At 69.8% G+C, this 23,153-nt stretch carries 10 protein-coding genes and 1 pseudogene; all 11 read left to right on the plus strand.

Annotated elements, in window-relative coordinates:
- Positions 1-495 precede the first annotated feature (495 nt).
- Positions 496-4,266, plus strand: a pseudogene (locus V5D55_RS09050) (Ig-like domain-containing protein); the annotation flags it as partial.
- 172 nt (positions 4,267-4,438) lie between these two features.
- On the plus strand, positions 4,439-5,503 hold the full coding sequence (locus tag V5D55_RS09055) for a fibronectin type III domain-containing protein (RefSeq protein WP_435749073.1): 1,065 nt from the start codon (positions 4,439-4,441) through the stop codon (positions 5,501-5,503).
- A 131-nt stretch (positions 5,504-5,634) separates the two neighbouring features.
- Complete coding sequence (locus tag V5D55_RS09060; RefSeq protein WP_435749074.1) at positions 5,635-11,694, plus strand: Ig-like domain-containing protein; 6,060 nt, start codon at positions 5,635-5,637, stop codon at positions 11,692-11,694.
- Between the two features lie 57 nt (positions 11,695-11,751).
- A complete protein-coding gene (locus tag V5D55_RS09065) occupies positions 11,752-12,723 on the plus strand; it encodes an AAA family ATPase (protein WP_435749075.1) in 972 nt (323 codons plus the stop codon).
- A complete protein-coding gene (locus tag V5D55_RS09070; RefSeq protein ID WP_435749076.1) occupies positions 12,723-13,985 on the plus strand; it encodes a DUF58 domain-containing protein in 1,263 nt (420 codons plus the stop codon). The genes V5D55_RS09065 and V5D55_RS09070 overlap by 1 nt, the downstream gene beginning before the upstream one ends.
- The gene (locus V5D55_RS09075; protein ID WP_435749077.1) at positions 13,982-16,393 is read left to right on the plus strand and encodes a transglutaminaseTgpA domain-containing protein; all 2,412 of its coding nucleotides are present in this window, start codon (positions 13,982-13,984) and stop codon (positions 16,391-16,393) included. The genes V5D55_RS09070 and V5D55_RS09075 overlap by 4 nt, the downstream gene beginning before the upstream one ends.
- Positions 16,390-17,766 carry an RDD family protein gene (locus V5D55_RS09080; protein ID WP_435749078.1) on the plus strand — a complete coding sequence of 459 codons (1,377 nt, stop codon included), beginning with the start codon at positions 16,390-16,392 and terminating at the stop codon, positions 17,764-17,766. Before V5D55_RS09075 ends, V5D55_RS09080 begins: the two co-directional genes overlap by 4 nt.
- Positions 17,763-18,578, plus strand: coding sequence for a PP2C family protein-serine/threonine phosphatase (locus tag V5D55_RS09085; RefSeq protein ID WP_435749079.1), 816 nt, complete (start codon positions 17,763-17,765; stop codon positions 18,576-18,578). Before V5D55_RS09080 ends, V5D55_RS09085 begins: the two co-directional genes overlap by 4 nt.
- Entirely contained in the window at positions 18,578-20,011 is a 1,434-nt protein-coding gene (locus tag V5D55_RS09090) for an FHA domain-containing protein (protein ID WP_435749080.1), read from the plus strand. The genes V5D55_RS09085 and V5D55_RS09090 overlap by 1 nt, the downstream gene beginning before the upstream one ends.
- On the plus strand, positions 20,008-21,642 hold the full coding sequence (locus tag V5D55_RS09095) for a serine/threonine-protein kinase (RefSeq protein WP_435749081.1): 1,635 nt from the start codon (positions 20,008-20,010) through the stop codon (positions 21,640-21,642). Before V5D55_RS09090 ends, V5D55_RS09095 begins: the two co-directional genes overlap by 4 nt.
- Positions 21,642-23,120, plus strand: coding sequence for an RDD family protein (locus V5D55_RS09100; protein WP_435749082.1), 1,479 nt, complete (start codon positions 21,642-21,644; stop codon positions 23,118-23,120). The genes V5D55_RS09095 and V5D55_RS09100 overlap by 1 nt, the downstream gene beginning before the upstream one ends.
- Positions 23,121-23,153: the final 33 nt, after the last annotated feature.

The raw sequence follows: 23,153 nt of genomic DNA on the forward strand, positions 1-23,153 counted from the left end.
CCCGTCGACAACGAGGGCACGCCCGGCGACCCGTCGACGGCATCCGTCGGCGAACTCGATGTGAGCGAGCGCCCGACCATCACCGTCGTCGGTCGCACCCCGGTCGTGCTCGACGCGGCTGCCGGCGTGGTGACCACGCCCGGCGGTTTCCGCACCGAGATCGAGGGCGCGGCGGATGCCGTGCTGCAGCACGCTTCCGCGGAGTCGGATGCCGTCGCCATCGCGACGCCGACCGCTCTCCTGCGGGTGCCGCTCGATGGCGGCGAGACGACGGCGACCGAGGCGGGAGCATCGGGCGCGGCGGCGGCGCCGGTCTGGCTGCGCGGGTGCACCTACGGCGCGTGGGCGGGATCGGCGACGTTCATCCGCGAATGCCCGGGCGACGCCAACGATGTGAAGGCTCCCATCGAGGGTGCGGAGAACTCGGCCAGCCTGACGTTCCGCGTCAACCGCGATGTCATCATCCTCAACGATGCCGTGGGCGGGGCCGCCTGGATGGCCAACGAGAGCCTGCAGCGCGTCGACAACTGGAACGACCTGACCCCTCCCGAGGGCGAGACCGAGAACGAGGACGACTCGACCGAGGAGACGATCGAGACGACCCTGCCGGAGCGCAGCGAGGAGAACAATCCGCCGGTCGCCACCGATGACGAGTACGGCGTCCGCCCCGGCGCGACGACGCTGCTGCCGGTGCTCGACAACGACAACGACCCCGATGGCGACGTGCTCGTCGCAGCCCTCGCTGAGAAGCAGCCGTCTATCGGCACCGTCCAGCCCATCAACAACGGCGGCTCGTTGCAGATCGCGGTCGACGAGAAGGCCACGGGGTCGGCGACCTTCATCTACGAGGTCGACGACGGACGCAAGGGCAAGGACACCGCGCAGGTCACTCTCACGGTGCGCGACTGGGACCAGAACGTCGCGCCGAAGTCGAAGCGCAAGACGGCGCTGGCCGTCGAGACTGGCGGCACGATCTCGTACAACATCCTCCCCGACTGGATCGACCCCGACGGCGACGACATCTATCTGAAGGACGTCATCCCCGCGCCCGGTGACGAGGTCGACTTCAGCAAGGACGGCCAGATCACCTACAAGGCGACGGCGAGCCTGCAGGGGCGCAAAGACGTGCAGGTCACGGTGGCCGACGCCTCCGGCGAGGTGGGCTCCGCGACCATCGCGCTCGACGTGCGGCCCCGCGGTTCGACTAACCCGAAGACCAACGCCGACCATGTGATCACCCGGGCCGGCGAGCAGGTCACGGTCGCTCCGCTCGTCAACGACACGAGCGCCGGTCGCGAGCCGCTGCGGTTGAGCCGGGTGCTCGACACCCCGGGGGCGACGATCCTCCCGGACTTCCCGAACAAGACTTTCGCGTTCACAGCCGAGAAGACCGGCGTCTACTACGTGCAGTATCAGGTGACCACCGGGCCCAAGAACGGGGAAGGGCTCGTACGCATCGATGTGATGCCGGAGTCCGAGAGCGATCTGCCGCCGGTGGCCGTGCGAGACGTGGCGCTTCTCCCCACCGGCGGGGACGTGCTGCTGGGTGTGCTCAACAACGACACCGATCCAGCCGGCGGCATCCTCGTCGTCCAGTCGGTCACGCTGGAGCCCGGCACCGGCATCTCGGTCTCGGTGCTCAATCACGAGACCCTGCGCATCACCGATCAGGGCGCTCTCGACGAGCCAGTGCGCATCAAGTACCGCATCTCGAACGGATCGAAGTCCGCCGACGGCGAGGTCGTGGTGATCCCGATCCCCGCGCCCGAGGAGATCCTGCCGCCGGTGACGAACCCCGATACGGCGACCGTACGCGCGGGCGATGTCGTGACGATCCCGGTGCTCGACAACGACACGCATCCGAGCGACGACGTCCTGCACGTCGAGCCGGAACTCGTCGAGACCGTCGAGCCCGAGGACGGCGAGGCTTTCGTGTCGCAGGACGCCGTGCGCTTCAAGGCCGGCAACGAGGCGCAGACGGTGTACCTCACCTACGAGGCGTTCGACTCGCGGCAGCAGAAGGCGGCGGGCTTCGTCACGATCCAGATCCTCCCGATCGATGCCGAGACCAACGCCGCTCCCCGCCCGCAGGATCTCACCTCCCGCGCGCTGGCCGGCAGCGAGGTCAACATCGCGGTGCCGCTGGACGGCATCGACACCGATGGCGACTCCGTCGAACTCGTCGGCATCGACTCCAGTCCCGGCAAGGGGCGGATCACAGCTGTCGGATCGAACTACTTCACCTATGAGGCCTCCGACGATTCGGCCGGCGTCGACGTGTTCAAGTACCGCGTCCGCGACCGCCTCGGCAAGGAGGGCATCGCCACGATCCGCGTCGGGATCGCCCCGGCCGAGCAGATCAACCAGCCCCCGTACGCCGTCAAGGACGCCGTCGTCGTGCGCCCCGGCCGGGAGATCGCGGTGCCGGTGCTCGAGAACGACTCCGATCCCGAGGGCGACAAGCTCGCGCTGGTGGAGGACGGTCTCGAACTGCCCGATCAGATCGAGGCCAGGGTCTCCGGCGACCGGGTGATCCTGACCGTGCCGAACCAGGAGATGGAGACGTCTCTGCAGTACACGGTGAGCGACGCGCGCGGCGCCACGGCGACGGCCACGCTGCAGATCACCGTCGACGAGGACGTGCCGCTGCAGGCCCCGGTCGCACGCGACGACCGCCTCCAGCCGGCAGACCTGAAGGACGGGAGCCTCTCGGCCGACCTCGAGATCCTCAAGAACGACGAGGACCCCGACGGAACCAAGGACCGGCTCGACGTCGAGGTCGGCGGGGGAGGCACCCTCCTCGAGAACGGCGACGTTCGTGTCACCGTCACCGACGAGCTGCAGCTGATCCGCTACACGCTCACCGATCCCGACGGGTTGCAGGCCTCCGCGTTCATCTTCGTGCCCTCCCGGGCCGGGCTTCGTCCGGCGCTCACGTCGACGAAGCCGGTCGAGGTGATCAGCGGTGAGACGAAGAAGCTGCCGCTGTCCGAGTACGTCACGGTCGCCGGCGGCGGCGACGTGATCATCACCGAGAAGGCGAAGGTCAGCGCGAACAAGGCCGACGGCTCCGACCTGCTGCTCGATCCGCGCACCCTGGTCTACACGTCGGCAGAGGGATACTTCGGGCCCGACTCGCTGACGTTCGAGGTCACCGACGGCACCGGGCCCGATGACCCCGAGGGTCGGAAGGCCACGCTCAGCATCCCGATCAACGTGCTTCCGCCCGACAACCAGCAGCCGACGTTCGTGCAGGGTCAGGTCAACGTCGCACCAGGCGAGGACGCCACCGAGCTCGACCTCGCGGCGCTCACCGACGATCCTGATCCGGAGGATGCCGGCGAGCACGACTATTCGTTCGTCGGCGGCGACGGCAAGGGCATCTCGGCGCGGGTCGAGGGCGACAAGCTGTTCGTCGAAGCATCGTCCAACGCGGTCAAGGGCACGACGGTCACGCTCACCGTCCGTGTCAGCGACGGAGAGACCGAACCGATCGAGGGCATCGTCACGGCACTGGTCACCGCGTCGACGCGGTCGATGCCGACCGCGAACACCGACACGATCGCCGAGGCGGATGCGGGTGAGAGCATCACCGTGCCCGCGCTCGCGAACGACCACAATCCATTCCCGGAGACGCCGCTGAAGATCGTCGCAGCCGTGACGGAATCGGGGCGCGGCGAGGCCGCGTTCACCGAGAACGACGTCACGGTCACGCCGGCCGAGGGTTTCGTCGGTACCATGGTGGTGCGCTACCGCATTCAGGACGCGACACAGGATGTCGATCGCGAAGTGAACGGACAGATCGTCGTCACGGTGCAGGATGTCCCCGCTGCGCCCGGCGTTCCCGTCGTCTCCAGCGTGCAGGATCGCACGGTCGTCGTGTCGTACTCCGCACCGTCGAACAATGGCGCCGAGATCACGAAATACACCGTGAAGTCGGTCAAGGGGGGCGCGTACACCAAGGAGTGCCAGTCGACCACCTGCACGCTCGACGGGTTGACCAACAACGTGGAGTACACGTTCCAGGTGACGGCGACGAACCGCGTCGGCGAGTCCGAGCCGTCCAGCGCGTCGGAGATCGCGCGTCCGGACGCCCGGCCGGACACCCCGAACCCGCCGACCCTCGTCTTCGGTGACAAGTCGCTGAAGGTCGCCTGGGTCACCCCCTCCACGCCGGGTTCACCGGTCGACAGATACACGCTGGAGATCTCTCCGGCGCCGCCGTCCGGTGTCACCCAGAAGGAGGTCACGGGCAACTCCCTCACCTGGGAGGGCCTCGAGAACGGATCGAACTACCAGGTCCGCGTGCAGGCACACAACCGGGCGCCCGATCCCTCGAGCTGGAGCGGCTGGTCGTCGTCGGAGATTCCGGCCGGCCCCGCTGGCGGCCGCCGCACCGACCACGCAGGAACTGTCGCCCGTCGGCGATCAGGCCCAGATGCAGGTGAACTGGTCGCCGCCCGACAAGAACGGCGACGCGATCGACAGCTACCAGCTCGAGGTGCTGCGCGGCGGTCAGACGGTCCGCACAGTCACGCCGGGGCCGCAGGCCACCAGTCAGGCCGTCGTGGTCGAGACGTCGGAGACCGCGTACACGTACCGCATCCGCGCGCACAACAAAGCCGGCTGGGGCGAGTGGAGCGCACCGTCGGCACCGCGCCGCGGTGTGGTGGCGCCCGGGGCCCCCACGAGTCTTCGCGTCGTCACCGAGGGTGACGGAGCCCTCGAGATCGCGTTCAACGCAGGCTCCAGGGGCGGGGCGTCGTCCGGGGAGATCAGCTACCAGTACCGGCTCAACGGCGGCGACTGGAACGGCATGCCGGGTAACCGGATCATCGGCGGGCTCGGCAACGGTGTCGACTACACGGTGCAGGTGCGCGCCGTCGCGACGGTGAGCGGGTCGACCTATGCGGGCGCCGTGTCGAACTCGGCGCGAGGCAATCCGCACGGAACCCCGCACCCGCCGGGAGTGAGCGCCGAATCGCTCACCACGCAGGTGCGCCTGCACTGGAACGCCAGCGGCTCGGCGAACGGCCGCGCGATCAATCTCACGCAGATCAGCATCGACGGCGGCGGGTGGCAGGACGTCGCGCTGTCCGGGACGGTCGACGTGGGAGGCAACTACAGCGAGACGCACACGATCCGGTCGCGCGCACGGGACACGAGCGGGGTGTGGTCGGCCGAGAGCGTCACCGCGCAGGCGACGTCGCAGCCGCCGCCCGCGCCGCGTGCCTGGGTCACGCGCGGTCAGGCCGTCAGCAATTCGCAGTGCAACGACGGCACGTGCGCGAGATTCGTCGTGAACCTGTCGAACTTCCCGGCGGGCAGCTACTCCCTGTCGTGCAACAGCGACGCCCCCGGCGGATACCGGTTCTCCAGCTATCGGTCGGTGGCGATTCCGGCCAACGGCTCGATCAATCTCACCTGCTTCCACGGATACGGCGGGCGTGCGCAGGTCTGGGTCACGATCAACGGCGGAGACTACGAGCGGACCAACTGGTAGCTTGCGGCCGGGCCGTGGGCAACTCTGCCCATTTGAGCCCGGTCACAGCGCAGTTAGGATGAACGGGTGTCGTATCGCATGAGCGCGATGCGGATCGCGGTTCGGGATGCGAGGCCTGGGGGGAGACCAGCATGAAGGCGTTGTCGTGGCTCCGTGCGCGCCCGAAGGCGCTGGCCTCTGCGGCCGGCGTCACCGTCGGCGTGGTCGCCATCACGACGATGGCGTTCACCTACGAAGGTTTCCCGACCACGAAGGTCGACCTGAACGACGGCGGCGTCTGGATCACGAAGACGTCGAGCCTGCTCGTGGGGCACTTCAACCACGAGTCGACGGTGATCGACGGCGGCCTGCGCACGACCAGCGAGAGCTACGACATCCTCCAGGCCGCCGCCAACGTCCTCGTCGTCGACGAGAGCGCGTCGACGGTCACCGCAGTGGACCCTGCCCGGGTGTCGCTCGGCGACTCCGCCGGCATCCCGGGCGGCGCCAAGGTCGCCCTGGGCAGTCAGACGGCGGCGATCCTCGAGCCGGAGTCCGGCAGCCTGTGGGTCGTGCCTGTCCGGGGGATCGCCTCGTTCGAGATGGAAGTGGCCGACCCCGTCGTCGAACTCGGTGAGAACGCCGATGTCGCGGTCGCTCAGGACGGCACCGTCTTCGCGCTGTCCAGCGAGCGCCGCGAGGTCGTCACGATCCCGGTCGACAACGAGGGCGAGCCGAAGGATCCTTCCACGTCCTCTCTCGGAGACGCCGAGCTGGCGGATCAGCCGACGATCACCGCCGTCGGGCGCACGCCCGTCGTGCTCGACCGGAAGTCGGCCGCGGTGATGACCCCTGGCGGGTTCCGCACTGAGATCCCGGACGCAGCGGAAGCCGTGCTCCAGCAGGCATCGGACGAGACGGATGCCGTGGCGGTCGCGACCGCGACGGGGCTGGTGCGCGTACCCCTGGACGGCGGCGAACCCACCGTGACGGATGCCGGCGGCAGCGGCGCCCCCACCGCGCCCGTGTGGCTCCGCGGTTGCACGTACGGCGCCTGGGCCGGGTCGGCCATCTTCATGCGCGAGTGCCCGGGTGACGCCAACGATGTCACCGCGGAGATCGACGGCGCCGAGGACTCGACCAGTCTGGTGTTCCGGGTGAACCGCGACGTCATCATCCTGAACGACGCCGTGGGTGGTGCGGCCTGGATGGCGAACGAGAGCCTGCAGCGCGTCGACAACTGGAGCGACCTGATCCCGCCCGAGGGCGAGACCGAGAACGAGGAGGATTCCACGGAGGAGACCGTGGAATCGACCCTCCCGGAGCGCAGCGAGGTGAACACCAAGCCGATCGCGGAGGACGACGCCTTCGGCGTGCGTCCCGGCGCGTCGGCGCTGCTGCCCGTGATCGACAACGACAACGACCCGGATGGCGACGTCCTGGTCGCCGCGATGGCGGAAGCGCAGCCATCGATCGGCACCGTGCAGCCGATCTACAACGGCGGATCGCTGCAGATCGCGGTCTCGGAGGAAGCCTCCGGCTCCTCCACGTTCCAGTACGAGATCGATGACGGTCGCGGCGGCAAAGACACGGCCACCGTCACGCTGACCGTGCACCCCCTGGATCAGAACGGCGCTCCGAAGCCGAAGCGCAAGACCTCTCTCACCGTCGAATCCGGCGGCACGGTCTCCTACAACATCCTCCCCGACTGGATCGACCCCGACGGCGACGACATCTACCTCAAGGACGTCGTGGCCGCGCCTGGCGACGAGGTCGACTTCAGCACCGACGGTCAGCTCACGTACAAGGCGACGGCGAGCATGCAGGGGCGCAAGGACCTCCAGGTCACGGTGGCCGACGGCGCCGGCGAGGTGACGACGACCACGATCACGCTCGACGTGCGTGCGCCGGGGACGACCAAGCCGAAGACGAACGCCGACCACGTGGTCACCCGTGTCGGTGAGCAGGTCACGGTCGCCCCGCTGGCGAACGACACCAGCTCCGGACGCGAGGCGCTGCGGCTCGGCCGTGTCGACGAGGTGCCGGGCGCCACCGTGTCTCCCGACTTCACCAACAAGACGTTCACCTTCACCGCTCCGGCCGTCGGGGTCTACTACGTGCAGTACCTCGCGACCGCGGGACCGGAGAACGGCGAGGGACTCGTCCGTATCGACGTGACCGAGGCGACGTCCGCGGAGCTCCCTCCGGTGGCCGTGCGCGACGTGGCGCTGCTGCCCGCGGGCGGTGACGTGCTCATCGGCGTGCTCAACAACGACACCGATCCCGGCGGTGGCATCCTGGTCGTCCAGTCGGTGTCGATCGAGCCGGGGACCGGCGTCAGCGTCTCGGTGCTGAATCACGAGACGCTGCGCATCACCGACGAGGGCACGCTGGAGGCGCAGGTCCGCATCCGCTACCGGATCTCCAACGGCTCGCAGTCCGCAGAGGGCGAGGTCGTGGTCGTGCCGATCCCGGCGCCCGAGAAGATCCTGCAGCCGGTCACCACCGCCGACACCGCTTACGTCCGGGCCGGTGACGTCGTCACCATCCCGGTGCTCGACAACGACACCCACCCGAGCGACGATGCACTCCACCTCGCGCCCGAGCTCATCGAGCCGCTCGTCGACCCGGAGGCCGGCGAGGCATTCGTCTCCCAGGACTCGGTGCGGTTCAAGGCCGGCGCCAAGGCCCAGACCGTCTACGTGACGTATGAGGCGGTCGATTCTCGAGAGCAGAAGGCGGCGGGACTCGTCACCATCCAGATCCTCCCGATCGAGGAGGAGACGAACGCCGCCCCGCGGCCTCGCGACCTCGTCGCCCGCGCCCTCGCCGGCACCGAGGTCAACATCGCCGTGCCGCTGGACGGCATCGACGCCGACGGCGACTCCGTCGAACTCCTCGACACCGCGTCCAACCCGACCAAGGGACGGATCACCGAGGTCGCGCCGAACTACTTCACCTATGAGGCTCTCGATGACGCGACGGGGGTGGATGTCTTCAAGTACCGGGTGCGCGACCGCCTCGGCAAGGAGGGCATCGCGACGATCCGTGTCGGAATCGCCCCGGCGGAGCAGGTGAACCAGGCGCCCTACGCCGTGAAGGATGCCGTCGTCGTGCGGCCGGGGCGCGAGATCGCGGTGCCGGTGCTGCTCAACGACTCCGACCCCGAGGGTGACCAGGTCGCACTCGTCAAGGACGGACTCGAGGTGCCGAGCGAGCTCGAAGCCCGCGTCTCGGGCGACCGCGTGCTCGTGCAGGCGCCGAACTCCGCGCTCGAGACGTCTCTGCAGTACACGGTGACCGACTCGCGCGGCGCGACAGCGACAGCGGTGCTGCAGGTCACGGTCGACGAGGACGTGCCGCTGCAGGCTCCCGTCGCGCGCGACGACCGGCTGCGCCCCGTCGACCTCAAGGACGAGACGCTGACGGCGGATCTCAACATCCTCGAGAACGACGAGGACCCCGACGGCACGACCGAGCGCCTCGACGTGGAGGTCGGCGACGGCGGAACGCTGCTGGAGAACGGCAAGGTCCGGGTCACCGTCACCGACGAGCTGCAGCTGATCCGCTACACGCTCACCGATCAGGATGACCAGAAGGCGTCGGCCTTCATCTTCGTCCCCTCGGAGGACGGGCTGCGTCCGACGCTGAACTCGACGAAGCCGCTCGAAGTCATCAGCGGTGAGACGGAGGAGGTTCCGCTCTCCGAGTACGTGATCGTGGCCGGCGGTGGCGATGTCGTCATCACCGAGCACGCCAAGGTCAGCGCCCTCAAGTCGGACGGATCCGACCTCGTCAAAGACGAGCGGACGCTGGTCTACACCTCGGAGAAGGGCTACTTCGGCCAGGACTCGCTGACCTTCGAGGTCACCGACGGCACCGGCCCGGATGACCCTGAGGGGCGCAAGGCGACCCTCAGCATTCCGATCAACGTGCTTCCTCCCGAGAACCAGCAGCCGGAGTTCCTGGGCAGCGAGATGAACGTCGCGCCCGGAGAGCCCGCGACGGAGCTCGACCTCGCGGCCCTCACCACCGATCCCGACCCCGAAGACGCGGGCGAGCACGACTACACGGTCATCGACGGCGAGGGCAAGGGCATCAGCGCGCGGGTCGAGAACGACAAGCTGCTGGTCGAGGCGTCCTCGAACGCCAAGAAGGGCACCGCGACCACCCTCACGTTGCGCATCAGCGACGGCGAGACCGAACCCGTCGAGGGCCAGGTCCTCGTGCAGGTCACCGCGTCGAACCGGGCGATGCCCGCGGCCAACACCGACACCATCGCCGAGGCCGACCAGGGCCAGGCCGTCACGGTCCCCGCCCTCGCGAACGACTACAACCCGTTCCCCGAGACGCCGCTGAAGATCACCTCGGCCGTCGTCGAGACCGGCTCCGGTGGCGCCAAGGTGCAGGGCGATGACGTCGTCGTCACGCCGTCGAAGGAATTCGTCGGAACCCTGGTCGTGCGCTACACGATCCAGGATGCGACCGAAGACCCGGATCGCGAGGCGACAGGTCAGATCATCCTCACGGTGCAGGGCGTTCCCGACGCACCCGGTGCGCCGACGGTGACGAGCGTGCAGGACCGCACGGTGGTCGTGTCGTTCGGTGCTCCGTCGAACAACGGCGCCGAGATCACCAAGTACACCGTGAAGTCGGTGCAGGGGAGCGCCTACTCGAAAGAGTGCCAGTCCACCACGTGCACGCTCGACGGGCTCACGAACAACGTGGAGTACACGTTCCAGGTGACCGCGACGAACCGGGTCGGCGAATCGGAGCCGTCGGGGACGTCGCAGGTCGCACGCCCGGACGCGCGACCGGACACACCGAACCCGCCGAAGCTCGTGTTCGGCGACAAATCGCTCAAGGTCAGCTGGGTCACCCCGACCACCCCCGGATCCCCCGTCGAGCGGTACACGCTGGAGATCTCGCCCGCTCCGCCCTCCGGGATCTCGCAGAAGGAGGTCACCGGCAACTCGATGACCTGGGAGGGTCTGGAGAACGGCGGCAACTACCAGGTGCGCGTGCAGGCACACAACCGCGCGCCCGAGCCGTCGAGCTGGAGCGGCTGGTCGGCCTCCGAGATCCCGGCCGGTCCGCCGCTCGCCGCCCCCGCTCCGACGACGGCAGAGCTCGCTCCCGTCGGCGATCAGGCGCAGATGCAGGTGAACTGGCAGCAGCCGAACCCGAACGGCGATCCCATCCGGAGCTATCAGCTCGAGGTGTGGGAGGGCGGCACACTCCGTAACACGCTGACGCCCGGTGCGGGCACCACGAGCCAGGCCGTTGTGGTCCCCACATCGGAGACGGCCTACACGTATCGGATCCGTGGCGAGAACAAGGCCGGCTGGGGCGAGTGGAGCCCGATGTCGGCGCCGCGCCGCGGTGTGGTCGCGCCGTCGCCGCCGCAGATCACCGCGCTTCGGGCCGGAAACCATCAGATCGCGGTGGAGTACAACCCCGGTTCGCGGAACGGAGCCCGCGAGAACGAGGTGACCTACCAGTACCGTCTGAACAACGGTGGCTGGGCGGGCCTCCCCGGCAACCGCATCATCGGCGGGCTCACCAACGGCGAGCGCTACACGATCCAGCTGCGCGGTGTGGCGACGGTCGATGGCGTCGGCTACACCGGTGGGCCATCGGCCGGCGCCCAGGAGATCCCCTACGGCGACCCGACGGCGCCGACGGCGAGGGCCAGGAACCTCGGCACGAGCGTCGAGGTCTCGTGGAACTCCGGCCCCTCCAACAACGGCCGACCGATCGAGAAGACGCAGATCGACATCGGCAACGGCTGGCAGGACGCAGCGGCCAGCGGATCGCGGACGCTCGGCAACGGGTACGAGCAGACGCACAGCATCAGGGTCAGGGCCCAGGACTCGATGGGGACCTGGTCGCCGGTCGCGTCCGACTCGGCCAGGACCGACAACAGGCCGGAACCGCGCGCGTGGGTCACCCGCGGGGCCAGCGCAGTGGGTCAGCCCAATTGCAGCAGTGCCTCGTGCGCGTACTTCGTCGTCAACACCAAGGATTTCAACGCCGGAAGCTACAACATCACCTGTCACTCCACCAACCAGGGCCAGATCGGATCCGGCACCTACACGAGGAACCTGCCGGCAAACGGTGGAGGCCCGCAGCTCGGGTGCTACTTCGGCTACCCCGGTGAGAACGTGTGGGTGGAGATCAACGGCAAGGCCTACGAGAAGCGCGGCTGGTAGCCGCAGCCTCCGACTTCGACGATCAGCAACTTCCAGACAGAAGAGGGCAGAACAGATATGACAATGACCCCCGAGCAGGCCGCCTGGTTCCAGGGCACCTTCCAGCGTCTCGTCGACAACATCGACAAGGCGGTGCAGGGCAAGCGCGAGGTCGTCGGCCTCGTGCTCGCGTCGATGCTGGCCGAAGGGCACGTGCTCCTCGAAGACGCGCCCGGCACCGGCAAGACGAGCTTGGCGAAGGCGCTGGCGGCGACCGTGCAGGGGACGAGCGCGCGCATCCAGTTCACGCCCGACCTGCTCCCGTCCGACGTGACCGGCGTGACGATCTACGACCAGCAGTCGCACCGGTTCGAGTTCCACAAGGGCCCGATCTTCGCGTCGATCGTGCTCGCCGATGAGATCAACCGCGCTTCCCCGAAGACGCAGTCGGCGCTCCTCGAGGTCATGGAGGAGTCCCGCGTGACGGTCGACGGCGTGACGCACGAGGCGGGCCGCCCGTTCCTCGTCATCGCGACGCAGAACCCGATCGAGCAGGCCGGTACCTACAAGCTCCCCGAGGCGCAGCTCGACCGCTTCCTCATCAAGACGTCGATCGGGTACCCCGACCTGGCGATCACCGAGAGCATCCTCGCCGGTGCCTCCGACCGCAATCCGTCCGCCGGTCTCGGCGCGATCATCACGACGAGCGCAGTCGCCGACATGGCCGACCTCGGCGCCTCCGTGCACGTCGAGCCCGCTGTGCTCCGCTACGTGGCCGAACTCTCCGAGGCGACCCGCAAGGACTCGGCGATCCGCCTGGGAGTCTCCGTTCGTGGAGCCATCGCGATGATCCGCATCGCCAAGGTCTGGGCCGCCGCGCACGGTCGTCACTTCGTCCTGCCGGATGACATCAAGGCGCTCGCTCGTCCGGTGTGGCAGCACCGTCTGCTGCTGGACGCGGAGGCCGAGTTCGCGGGCACGAGCAGTGACACGGTGATCGCACGGGTTCTCGACGCGATCGCTGCCCCGCAGGCGCGAACGGCGGCCTGATGACCACGGAGGCTCTCCAGACGACCCCCGCCGGGGTGGATCGCGATGCCGGATGGCGCGATGTCGCGGCCGTCGTCGGCGTGCGCGTGCTGGGGCGTCTCCGACTGATCGCCTCGGCGATCCGTCCGCTGGCCTGGGTGCTGATCGGGCTCGCGGTCTTCTTCTGGATCCTCGGTCAGATCGCCGGATGGTCGGAGTTCACCGTCGCCGCGATCGTCATCGCGATCACGGTCGCTCTCTGCGCGCTGTTCCTGATCGGCCGCACGGCCTACGACGTGTCGCTCGACCTCGCGCGCACGCGCGTGGTGGTGGGCGAGCGCGCGGTGGGCGCGCTCACTCTCGCCAACCGCGGCACCAGGGCGATCCTGCCGTCGCGCATCGTGCTCCCTGTCGGATCCGGCCGCGGTGAGTTCGGCATCCAGCGGCTCGCGCCGGGCGAGGAGGCGGAGGAGCTCTTCGCAATCCCCACCCAGAAGCGCGGTGTCGTGAAGGTCGGGCCGGTGAGCGTGGTGCGCGGCGATCCGCTCGGACTGTTCGAGCGGGCGCATCGTCGCGACGAGCCCGTCGACCTCTTCGTGCATCCGCGCACGGTGCTCTTCGACGGCCAGTCGCTCGGCTACCTGCGCGACCTGGAGGGCCTGCCCGCCGCCGACCTGTCCCGCGACGACGTGTCTTTCCACGCCCTCCTGGAATATCAGCCCGGCGACGACCTGCGCCACGTGCACTGGAAGTCCACCGCCCGCACCGGCACGATGATGGTCCGCCAGTTCGAGGAGACCCGTCGGTCGCACTTCGTGATCGGGCTGTCCCGCTCTGCCGCCGACTACGCCACGGCCGACGACTTCGAGCTCGCGGTCTCCGCCGCAGGTTCCATCGGTCTGCGCGCCCTCCGCGACTCGCAGCGCGTGGACGTGCGCGTGCAGGGACGCGAGCTGCCCGCCGGCACCGGCAAGCAGCTGCTCGACTCGCTCTCTGCGGTCGAGAACAGCAAGCCGCGCGAGGGCGGCATCGCCGAACTCGCCGGTGTCGTGTCCGCCACCATTCCTCTCGCGAGCGTCGTCGTGCTGGTCACCGGCCCACGGGTGAGCGCCGACGATCTGCGCCTCGCGTGCTCTCGCCTGCCCTTCGGCGCCCGCGTGCTCGCTGTCGTCGCCGACACGACCGCGACCGGTCCGGCTCTGAGGCGCATCGGCGAGGCCGACGTCGTCACCGTCGGAGCGCTCGAACAGATCCCCCTCGCCCTGCAGAAGGTGCTCGCATGACCGCGCCCGCCGTCCCGGCAACCGCCTCCTCCTCGATCCCCGTGCGCCGGTGGGGTCTCGATCTCGCGGCGACCGCGCTGCTCGTCACGATCTCCCTCGTCGGCTTCTGGCCGACATTCGCGGGTCCGTCGTTCCTGCCCGCCGTCATCGGCGGTATCGTGCTCGGCCTCGCGATCGCGGCCGTGGCCGCCTGGCGTCGCTGGGGCATCCTGATCATCACGGGTCTCACCGTCGCCGCCTACTTCGTCTTCGGCGCCGCACTCGCGCTCCCGCAGACGGCGATCATCGGTGTCATCCCGACGATCGACACGCTGCAGAAGCTGGCGCTCGGGCCGGTCACCGCGTGGAAGCAGATGCTCACGACGGTCGCCCCGGTCGCGGCGGCCGACGGCCACCTCATCGTCCCGTTCCTGCTGGCGCTCGTGGTCACGACGCTGACCGCATCCCTCGCCCTCCGCTTCTCGCAGGTCGCCTGGGCGCTGATCCCCGCCGGTGTGCTGCTGATGCTCGTCATCGCGCTCGGTACACCGGAGCCGGCCTTCCCGGTCGTGCAGGGACTCGTCTTCGCCGTGGTCAGCATCGCCTGGCTCGCCCTGCGTCAGCTCTGGGCGCCGCAGAACATGGCGGTCTCGGTCAGCGAGGTCGACCCGTCCCGCGCCAGCCACATGCGCATGCGGCGCCTGCTCGCCGGCGTCGCCGTGCTGGCAGTCGCCGGGGGTGCGGGTGTCGCGACGAGTGCGATCGCCTCGCCCGTCGAGCCCCGCCACGTCTTCCGCGACGTGATCATCCCGCCGTTCGACATCCGCGACTATCCGAGCCCGCTGCAGGCGTTCCGCAAGAACGTGCGCGACGAGGTCGACGAGACGCTGTTCACTGTGCAGGGACTGCCCAAGGACGCCCGCATCCGCACCGCGGTGATGGATCAGTTCGACGGCATGGTCTACAACGTCACCGATGGCGGACCGACGTCGTCGAGCGCGTTCTCACCGCTGCGCTCCAACATGTCGCCGGATGCCGAGGGCATCCCGGTCACGCTCAAGATCGCGGTCGACGAATACGACGGCGTGTGGATGCCGACGGCGGGCTCGCTGTCGGAGATCCGTTTCAGCGGCGACCGCGAAGAGGAGCTGCGCCGCGGCACGTACGTCAACACCGCCACCGGCACGGCCGTCGCGACCCCGAAGCTCGAGAAGGGCGACGAGTACACGGTCGACGCCGTGATGCCGAACGAGTTCGACGACAAGCAGCTCGCCGAGGTGCCGTTCGGCAAGGTCACGATGCCGAAGCAGAGCAACGTTCCGGAGGAGCTCACCTCGCTGGCCGCGGAGACGGTCGCCGGGGCCGAGACGCCGATCGAGCAGGTGCGCGCGCTGGAGACCTTCCTCTCCGAGGGCGGCTTCTTCAGCCACGGGCTCGAGGGCGAGGTCCTGTCGCGCGCAGGTCACACCGCCGAGCGCATCTCGACTCTCATCGGCGGCGACCAGATGATCGGCGACGACGAGCAGTACGCCGTCGCGATGGCGTTGCTGGCCAGCCAGCTCGAGATTCCCGTGCGCGTCGTCATGGGGTACTACCCCGACGAGGAGCAGGCGGGCGAAGCGGTCTTCACCGCCACGGGCGACAACATCCACGCCTGGGTCGAGGTCAACTTCGAGGGTGTGGGCTGGCTCCCCTTCAACCCGACGCCGCCCGAGGACCAGGTCCCCAACGACCAGAACACGAAGCCGCGGGTCGACCCGAAGCCGCAGGTGCTGCAGCCGCCGCCCCCGCCGCAGGAGCCGGTGGACCTGCCGCCGACGCTGCCCGACGACCGCGAGTCCGAGGATGAGAACCTCAACCTGGCCGGCATCATCGGTGCGATCCTGCTGATCGGTGGGATCTCACTCGGCATCCTCGCGATCCTGATGTCGCCGTTCATCGTGATCGGCGCGTGGAAGGCGGCCAAGCGCCGCGCGCGTCGCGCTGCCGCCCGCACGGCCGACCGCATCAGCGGTGGCTGGGATGAGCTCACCGACCGCGCCGTCGACTACGGCGCACGTCTCTCTCCGGGCGGGACGCGGATCGAGGAGGCCACCGCGGTGGTCGCCACGCTCGCCGTGCCGCAGGTCGTGGGCCTCGCCGATCGCGCGGACGCCGAGGTCTTCGGACCCAGTGAGCCGACGCCCGAGGACGTGGAGGCGTTCTGGGGCGAGGTCGATGAGATCGTCGGCGGCCTGGGCAAGGACGCCGGCTTCTGGAAGCGCACCAAGGCGCGTCTGAGCCTGCGGTCGCTCATGAGCGGCTCGGCGATCTCGACCGGAATTCAGGGGCTCCGTGAGGCTGCGACCGCGCGCGTGCGGCGCGAACCTGGCACGATCGAGAACAGCAGCACGAGTACACCCGTCGCACCCGAGAGCGAGACCCCATGACGCAGCCTGCGTTCGCCCAGATCGCGCCGATCTCCCGCCGCGCGATCGGCTACCTCATCGACGCCCTCATCGCCGGCGGACTGGCCGTCGTCCTCGGCGGCGGCCTCGTGGTCGCCGCGACCCTGGCCGGCGGCCTCGAGGGGATGCTGTCGACGCTCGTCGTCGGCGGCCCGATCGTCTCGCTGCTCCTGCTGGGCTGGTTCGGCGTCTACACCTGGATGCAGTCCGGCGCGGGATCCATCGGGATGCGCGCGCAGGGGCTGCGACTGGTCTCGGCACAGAGCGACGCACCCCTCGGATTCGGACGCGCGCTGCTGCGCAACGTCATCTTCGGCCTCGCCGGGTCGATCGTGGTCGGGTACTTCACGCCGCTGTTCGACGGCTCCGGTCGTTTCCAGGGCTGGCACGACAAGGTCGCCGGCTCCCTGATGCTCGACGCGCGGGTGGCCGGACCGGCTCGGCCGGCGGCGGCAGCGCCCGCGACGACCGTGGCGCCGATCGTGCCCGGCCGGGCAGCCGAGCCCGCTCGTCCCCTCGCTCCCGCGATCCCCGGCATCCCGCATCCGACGGCTCAGCCGGCTCCGGCGTTCCCGATGCAGCCCGCCGCTCCTGCTTTCCCCGCCGCGCCGACGCTTCCCGCCGCTCCGGCGTTTCCTGCGTCTCCGGCGGCTCCCGCCTTCCCGGGGCAGCCGGCGGCACTTGCATCCCCGGCCGCACCGGCGTTCCCTGCGCAGCCGGCTCCGGCGGCCGCCGCTCCGGTGACGCAGAGCCCCGCCGTGGGTGGCGCCGATGCTCTGATCGCATTCGTCCCCGGCATCACGCAGGACGCGCCGCCGCCTCGGGTCACGCCCGCGCCGTCGGGCAGCGAGCTCGATGCGACCGTGAAGCCCTCCGACGTCGCGTCGTTCGCGGCACCGACCGCTCCGCCCGCGCCCACGGTTCCGCCCGCACCCGTTGCGCCGGCCGCGCCCGTCGCCGCTCCGCCTGCACCCGCCGCTTCCGATGCCTCGGGGTCAGATGACATCGAGGACACGCGGATCAGCATCCCCGGCCACCGTCTGGTGTTCACGTGGGACGACGGCACCCGCGTGTCGGTCTCGCGCCGCACGATCTTCGGTCGCAATCCCGCTCCCGAGGACGGCGCGGTCGTGGTGTCGGTGCGCGACGAGACCCTCTCGCTCTCGAAGACGCATTTCGAGGCCGCGGCGGAGTCGTCCGGCGGCTGGGTGCTCGACCGGCACTCCACCAACGGTATGACGCTCGTCCGCGATGGCCAGCGGATCGCGTGTCCGGCCGGCCAGCGCGTTCCGGTGCGACTCGGGGATGCCATCGAGATCGGCGACCGCATCGTGACGATCGGCGGATACGCATGAGGCCCGGGCTCGTCGTCTCCACGGGGTCGGCGACGCACCCTGGTCTGCGGCGCGCGCTGAACGAGGATGCGCATCTGGCCAGCGCTCCGGTCTTCGTCGTCGCCGACGGCATGGGAGGCCACGAGGCGGGCGAGCGCGCGAGCGCAGCGGTCATCGCCGAGTTCTCCAGCAGTGTCGGACGAGCATCGCTCGAGCTCGACGATGTCCGGCTCGCGCTGTCGCGGGCCCGCGCCCAGGTGGAGGAGCTGTCGACCTCGGGCAACGGGCGCGCAGGAACGACGCTCAGCGGAGTCGTGATCGCCTCCGTCGACGGCATGGGCTACTGGCTCGCCGTCAACATCGGCGACTCCCGCACGTATCGGCTCGCCGACGGTGAGCTGGAGCAGATCAGCGTCGACCACTCGGTGGTCCAGGAACTCATCGAAGCCGGGGAGATCACGGTCGAGGAAGCCGCGACCGATCGTCGCCGCAACATCATCACCCGCGCGATCGGCGCCAGCAGCACGGGCGACGCGGACTACTGGCTCTTCCCGGCAGAGCTCGGGGATCGGATCATGGTGTGCTCGGACGGGCTCACCTCCGAGGTGTCCGACGCGCGCATCCGCGAAGTGCTGCAGGGTACGCCCGACCCGCAGAAGGCCGCCGACATGCTGGTCGACGACGCGGTCGGCGCAGGCGGCAGGGACAACATCACCGTCGTCATCGTGGATGCCGTCTCGGTCGCTTCGCGGCCCGGAACGCTCCTCGAGACGGACTCGGACATCGACATGGACACGCGTCCGCGTGAAGCCGCAGCAGGAGGGGTTCGCTGATGCAGACGATCTACCGACCGGGACAGTGGTACCTGATCGTGCTCCCCGGTGCGCTCGTCGCCCTGCCTCCCGACGTGCCGGCCGATGTGGTGGCACGCCTGTGGGAGCGGATGCCGCAGCAGAAGACCCTCGCGACCGTCGTCGACGTCCTGACCTCGCAGGCGGGCGGTGCGTATAGCGGCGGCTCCTTCGCCGCGCTGCCGCCGTTCGTCGCCGCCGTCGCCGAGGGGACCGATGTGCGCATCGCCCTGCGCGGAGGCGTCGCGGCTCGCGTGAGCACGGCGACCGAGTCGCACGAGTTCTCCGGTGCCGAGGTCACCACCTGGAGCGAGCGGTTCGTCGGCGGTGCAGCACGCATCGAGATCACGATCGAGGAGGCCGACGGCACGTCGGCGCTGCCCGTGCAGAGCGGCGTCGTGCGTGCAGCGGCCGTGAGCGCGGAGCTCGAAGCGGGCGATGACCGGCCACTCGGTGATGCACTCGGACCGGTTCCCGTGGTCGAGGTCTCCGGAGCAGGACCATCGGCTGCCTCGCTGACCGGGGCCCCGGCACCGGCGCTCGCGGTCTTCGGGTCGCTCGCGCCGGCGGCCGCATCCGTCCCCGAGCCGTCCGTGACTGCCGAAGCCGACCTTCCCGCACTGACGATCGAGGCGCTGCCGACGAGCGAAGACGAATCGGCGGCGGGCGACGAGTCCGCGGCACCGGAACCCGCGTCCGCCGAGCCTCCCGTGCTCGACGAAGCGCCCGAGCCCGAGGTGGCGGCAGAACCCGAGCCTGAGATCGAGCCCGAGGTCGTGCCCGAGCCCGAGGTCGAACCCGAGCCGACCGCGGCCGTCGACGGTGCCACGATGCTGCCCACCGAGGTCACGCTCGCGCCGGGCACGGATGACGACTTCGACCAGCTGTGGGGTGCCACCGTGCACTCCGTGCCGTCGGCCGCCGGCGCTGCCGTTGCGACCGCGATCCCGGCCGAAGGCGACCATGACGGAGCGACGATCTCCGCCGCAGAGCTGCGTGCCCTGCGTCAGCAGCCGCCGGTCGGCAATGACGCGCCCACCGCCGTGATTCCGGTGACGCCCGGCGAGTCGGGTGCGACCGGTCGCGTCCGGGTGTCGACCGGACAGGTCGTCGCCCTCGATCGCACAGTGATCATCGGACGGCGCCCGAGGTCGACGCGAGCCAGCGGCGCGAGCCTTCCGCACCTGGTGGCCGTCGACAGCCCCCAGCAGGACATCTCGCGCAGCCACCTCGAGATCAGGCCCGAAGCCGACACGGTCGTGGTCATCGACCTGCACACCACCAATGGATCGACGCTCCTGCGCCCCGGCGCCGACCCGATGCGTCTGCACCCGGGCGAGCAGACGCTCGTGCTCTCGGGCGACGTCGTCGATCTCGGCGACGGCGTCACCGTCATCTTCGAGGATCTGCCGTGAGTCGTCCCCCCTCACCGCCGCCGGAGCTTCCCGGCTTCACCTACGTGTCGCCGCTCGGCACCGGCGGCTTCGCCGACGTCTTCCTCTATGAGCAGGAGATGCCGCGGCGCCGGGTCGCCGTGAAGGTGCTGCTCGCCGACCGCATCTCCAGCAGCGCCGCCCAGGAGTTCGCCGACGAGGCGAACGTGATGGCGATGTTGTCGACGCATCCCGCGATCGTCACGATCTACCAGGCGGGCGTCGCCGGCGACGGCCGACCGTACCTCGTGATGGAGTACTGCCCGCGCCCGAACCTGCAGCTGCGTGCCCGTAAGGAGACCTTCTCGGTCGCTGAGGCGCTGCGGGTCGGCGTGCAGGTGGCGGGGGCGGTCGAGACCGCGCATCGCGCTGGTGTGCTGCACCGCGACATCAAGCCCGCGAACATCCTCGTCACGGAATACAACCGTCCCGCGCTCACCGACTTCGGAATCGCGTCCACGACCGGCGCCACCGGAGAGGCGTCGGGCATGTCGATCCCGTGGTCCCCTCCGGAGTCGTTCGCGGAGGTGCCGCAGAGCGGTCCGCGCACCGATGTGTGGGCGCTCGGCGCCACCCTGTACACGCTGCTCGCCGGACGTTCGCCCTTCGAGCGGCCGGGAGAGCGGAACTCCAGCGCTGATCTGATCGAGCGGATCGAGCGCGCGGCGCTCACATCGCTCGGGCGACCCGATTCGCCGGAGAGCCTGCAGCGCGTGCTCGAGCGCGCGATGTCGAAGAACCCGGACGATCGTTACCCGAGCGCCGTGGCCTTCGCGCGGGCCCTGCAGAAGGTGCAGATCGAACTGTCTCATTCGGTCACGCCGATCGACATCGTCGATGATCACCCGCCGGCGGAGGATCTGGATGACGACGGCGACGGTCTGACCCGGGTGCGGGAGATCGTCAGCATCGACCCGGATGTCGCCGCGTTCACCCGACCGTCTGCCACGACGCAGCCGAAGACCCCGGCGATGGCGCTCCCCGATGTCCCTCGGTTCGACGCGCCTCGGCCGTCGGATGCCGTCGACGAGTCGACCCAGCTGCGCGTCGCCCCCTCGGCCCCGGCACCCGAGGCCGAGGACAAGACCATCCTGCGGCCGCCGATGGTGGTCGCGCCGTTCGCCGCGGCATCCGCTCCGCCTCCGACTCTTCCGCCCATGGCCCCGCCGGCCGACCCGGCCACGGGAGGCGCCGCTCCTGCCGCGGCGCGCAGTCGCAAGGGGCTGTGGATCACGCTCGCCGCGGTCGCCGCGGTGCTGGTCGTCATCGGGACGATCGTCGGGCTCAACGCGCTGGTCGCCGGGATACCGAAGCCCGAGGCGACCGAATCGACGGAGCCGCAGGACGTGGTGTCCGACTTCGTGCCGAAGGTCACCGAGCTCGCCGGAACCCGCGCGGGCGACCAGATCTCGTTCACCTGGGTGAACGAGGATGCCCAGGAAGGCGACTCGTTCATCTGGAACGTCGTCCAGGTCTCGGGCGAGGTCGATCCGCAGCAGTCCGATGTACCGGAGGCGACGTACACCGCCGACCCCGGGAAGACATGCATCCAGGTGATGCTGCGGCGGGACGACGGGCGTGTGTCCGAGCCGGTCGTGGGCTGTGTGGGCTGATGATCTGGGAGATCGACGAGCAGAAGCAGACGATCGAGGGGCTTGACGCCTCGGGTCGCCCCGATCCGGCGTACGCCGCCGCCCTCGGACTGCTGCGCGCCCCGTTCGGCCGCCGTTTCCTGGCGGCGACCTACGACATCGCCATCTGGCTGGTCCTGCAGCTCCCGCTCTGGCTCGGCGCCGTGCCGCTCCTGCTCAAGCTGGCGACCGGAGCGATCTCGTCCTACGGCCTCATCAACCATCCGGGCTTCGTGCTCGCCGTGGTGATGGCCGCCGTGACCACGCTGTTCACCCTGATCTACCTGGTCGTCCAGCTGGTCCTCCACGGGAGGAAGGGGAGGACGATCGGCAAGGGCATCGCCGGCATCCGGAGCGTGAACGTCCGCACCCTGGAGCGGCCAGGGGTCGGAGCGGTGCTGCTGCGGTTCCTCATCGTCGGCGCCGCAGGTGTGCTGCCGCTCGTGGGCCCGGTGTTCCTCCTGATCTCCCCGACTTTCGATCCGGAGGGGCGGGGCCGTGGCCTCCACGACAAGGCCGCGAAGGTCTGGCTCGTCGATGTGCGCAACGGCCTGAACCCGTACGACGAGAAGCGCATGCGCGTGGCGCGCAAGGTCGTGAAGGCCGAACCGACGCCCGAGCGCTCGGCGCTCCCCTCGCTGGCGACGCCGATCGATCCCGGAGCGCAGCCCGAATATCGACCGGGCAGTCGAGTCAGCGCGGGAGTGCTGGGCGTGGCCCGTCCCTACGAACCGCACGAGCGTCCATCGATCGGTCTGTCGCTGGCGACTCCGACGGAGAACACCCCGATCGAGGCCGGGAAGCCCGTCCTCGGCGGATACCGCGTCGCCGAGGGAGAGGCACCCGCTGCGCCTGCCTTCCCGGTTGTTCCGGTCGTGCCGGAGCCGGCCCCGCAGCAGGAGGCGGCACCAGCGCCCGCGCCGCAAGCACCCGCCCCGCAGGCACCCGCGCCGCAGGCTGCGCCGGTGTTCGCACCCGCACCTGCCCCGGTCTCTGCGGCTCCCGCACCTGCCCCGGTGTTCGCACCCGCACCTGCCTCGGTCTCCGCGGCTCCCGCACCTGCCGCCGTCCAGCCGGCCCCGCCGGCCGCGGCCCCGCAGCCCGCGGCCCCGCAGCCCGCGGCCCCGCAGCAGGCACCGCGGTTCGGACTCCGTTTCGACACGGGCGAGAGCATCCTGATCTCCGACGTCGTCCTGCTCGGGCGCAACCCCGACGCGGCCGGCCATCCCGGAGCGCGAGCGATCGCCCTGACCGATGACAGCAGGTCGTTGTCGAAGACGCACATGCTGGTGCGGCCCGTCGAGGGCGGACTCGAGATCACCGACTGCCGATCCACCAACGGGTCAGGGCTGATCCGCGACGGCGCGGAGTACGGCGTCGCCGCCGGAACACCGGTGATGACGACCGACGGCGACATGATCCGCCTCGGCGATCGTGTCGCGGCCGTGGTCCGGCTGTGACCGACGGTGAACCAATGACGAGCGGCGCTGGCA

Source organism: Microbacterium sp. PMB16, assembly GCF_051294855.1.
Classification (GTDB): Bacteria; Actinomycetota; Actinomycetes; order Actinomycetales; family Microbacteriaceae; genus Microbacterium.

Coding starts and splice junctions, on each gene's coding strand:
- V5D55_RS09055 (WP_435749073.1), top strand. CDS start 4,439: ATGCAGGTGAACTGGTCGCCGCCCGACAAGAACGGCGACGCGATCGAC.
- V5D55_RS09060 (WP_435749074.1), top strand. CDS start 5,635: ATGAAGGCGTTGTCGTGGCTCCGTGCGCGCCCGAAGGCGCTGGCCTCT.
- V5D55_RS09065 (WP_435749075.1), top strand. CDS start 11,752: ATGACAATGACCCCCGAGCAGGCCGCCTGGTTCCAGGGCACCTTCCAG.
- V5D55_RS09070 (WP_435749076.1), top strand. CDS start 12,723: ATGACCACGGAGGCTCTCCAGACGACCCCCGCCGGGGTGGATCGCGAT.
- V5D55_RS09075 (WP_435749077.1), top strand. CDS start 13,982: ATGACCGCGCCCGCCGTCCCGGCAACCGCCTCCTCCTCGATCCCCGTG.
- V5D55_RS09080 (WP_435749078.1), top strand. CDS start 16,390: ATGACGCAGCCTGCGTTCGCCCAGATCGCGCCGATCTCCCGCCGCGCG.
- V5D55_RS09085 (WP_435749079.1), top strand. CDS start 17,763: ATGAGGCCCGGGCTCGTCGTCTCCACGGGGTCGGCGACGCACCCTGGT.
- V5D55_RS09090 (WP_435749080.1), top strand. CDS start 18,578: ATGCAGACGATCTACCGACCGGGACAGTGGTACCTGATCGTGCTCCCC.
- V5D55_RS09100 (WP_435749082.1), top strand. CDS start 21,642: ATGATCTGGGAGATCGACGAGCAGAAGCAGACGATCGAGGGGCTTGAC.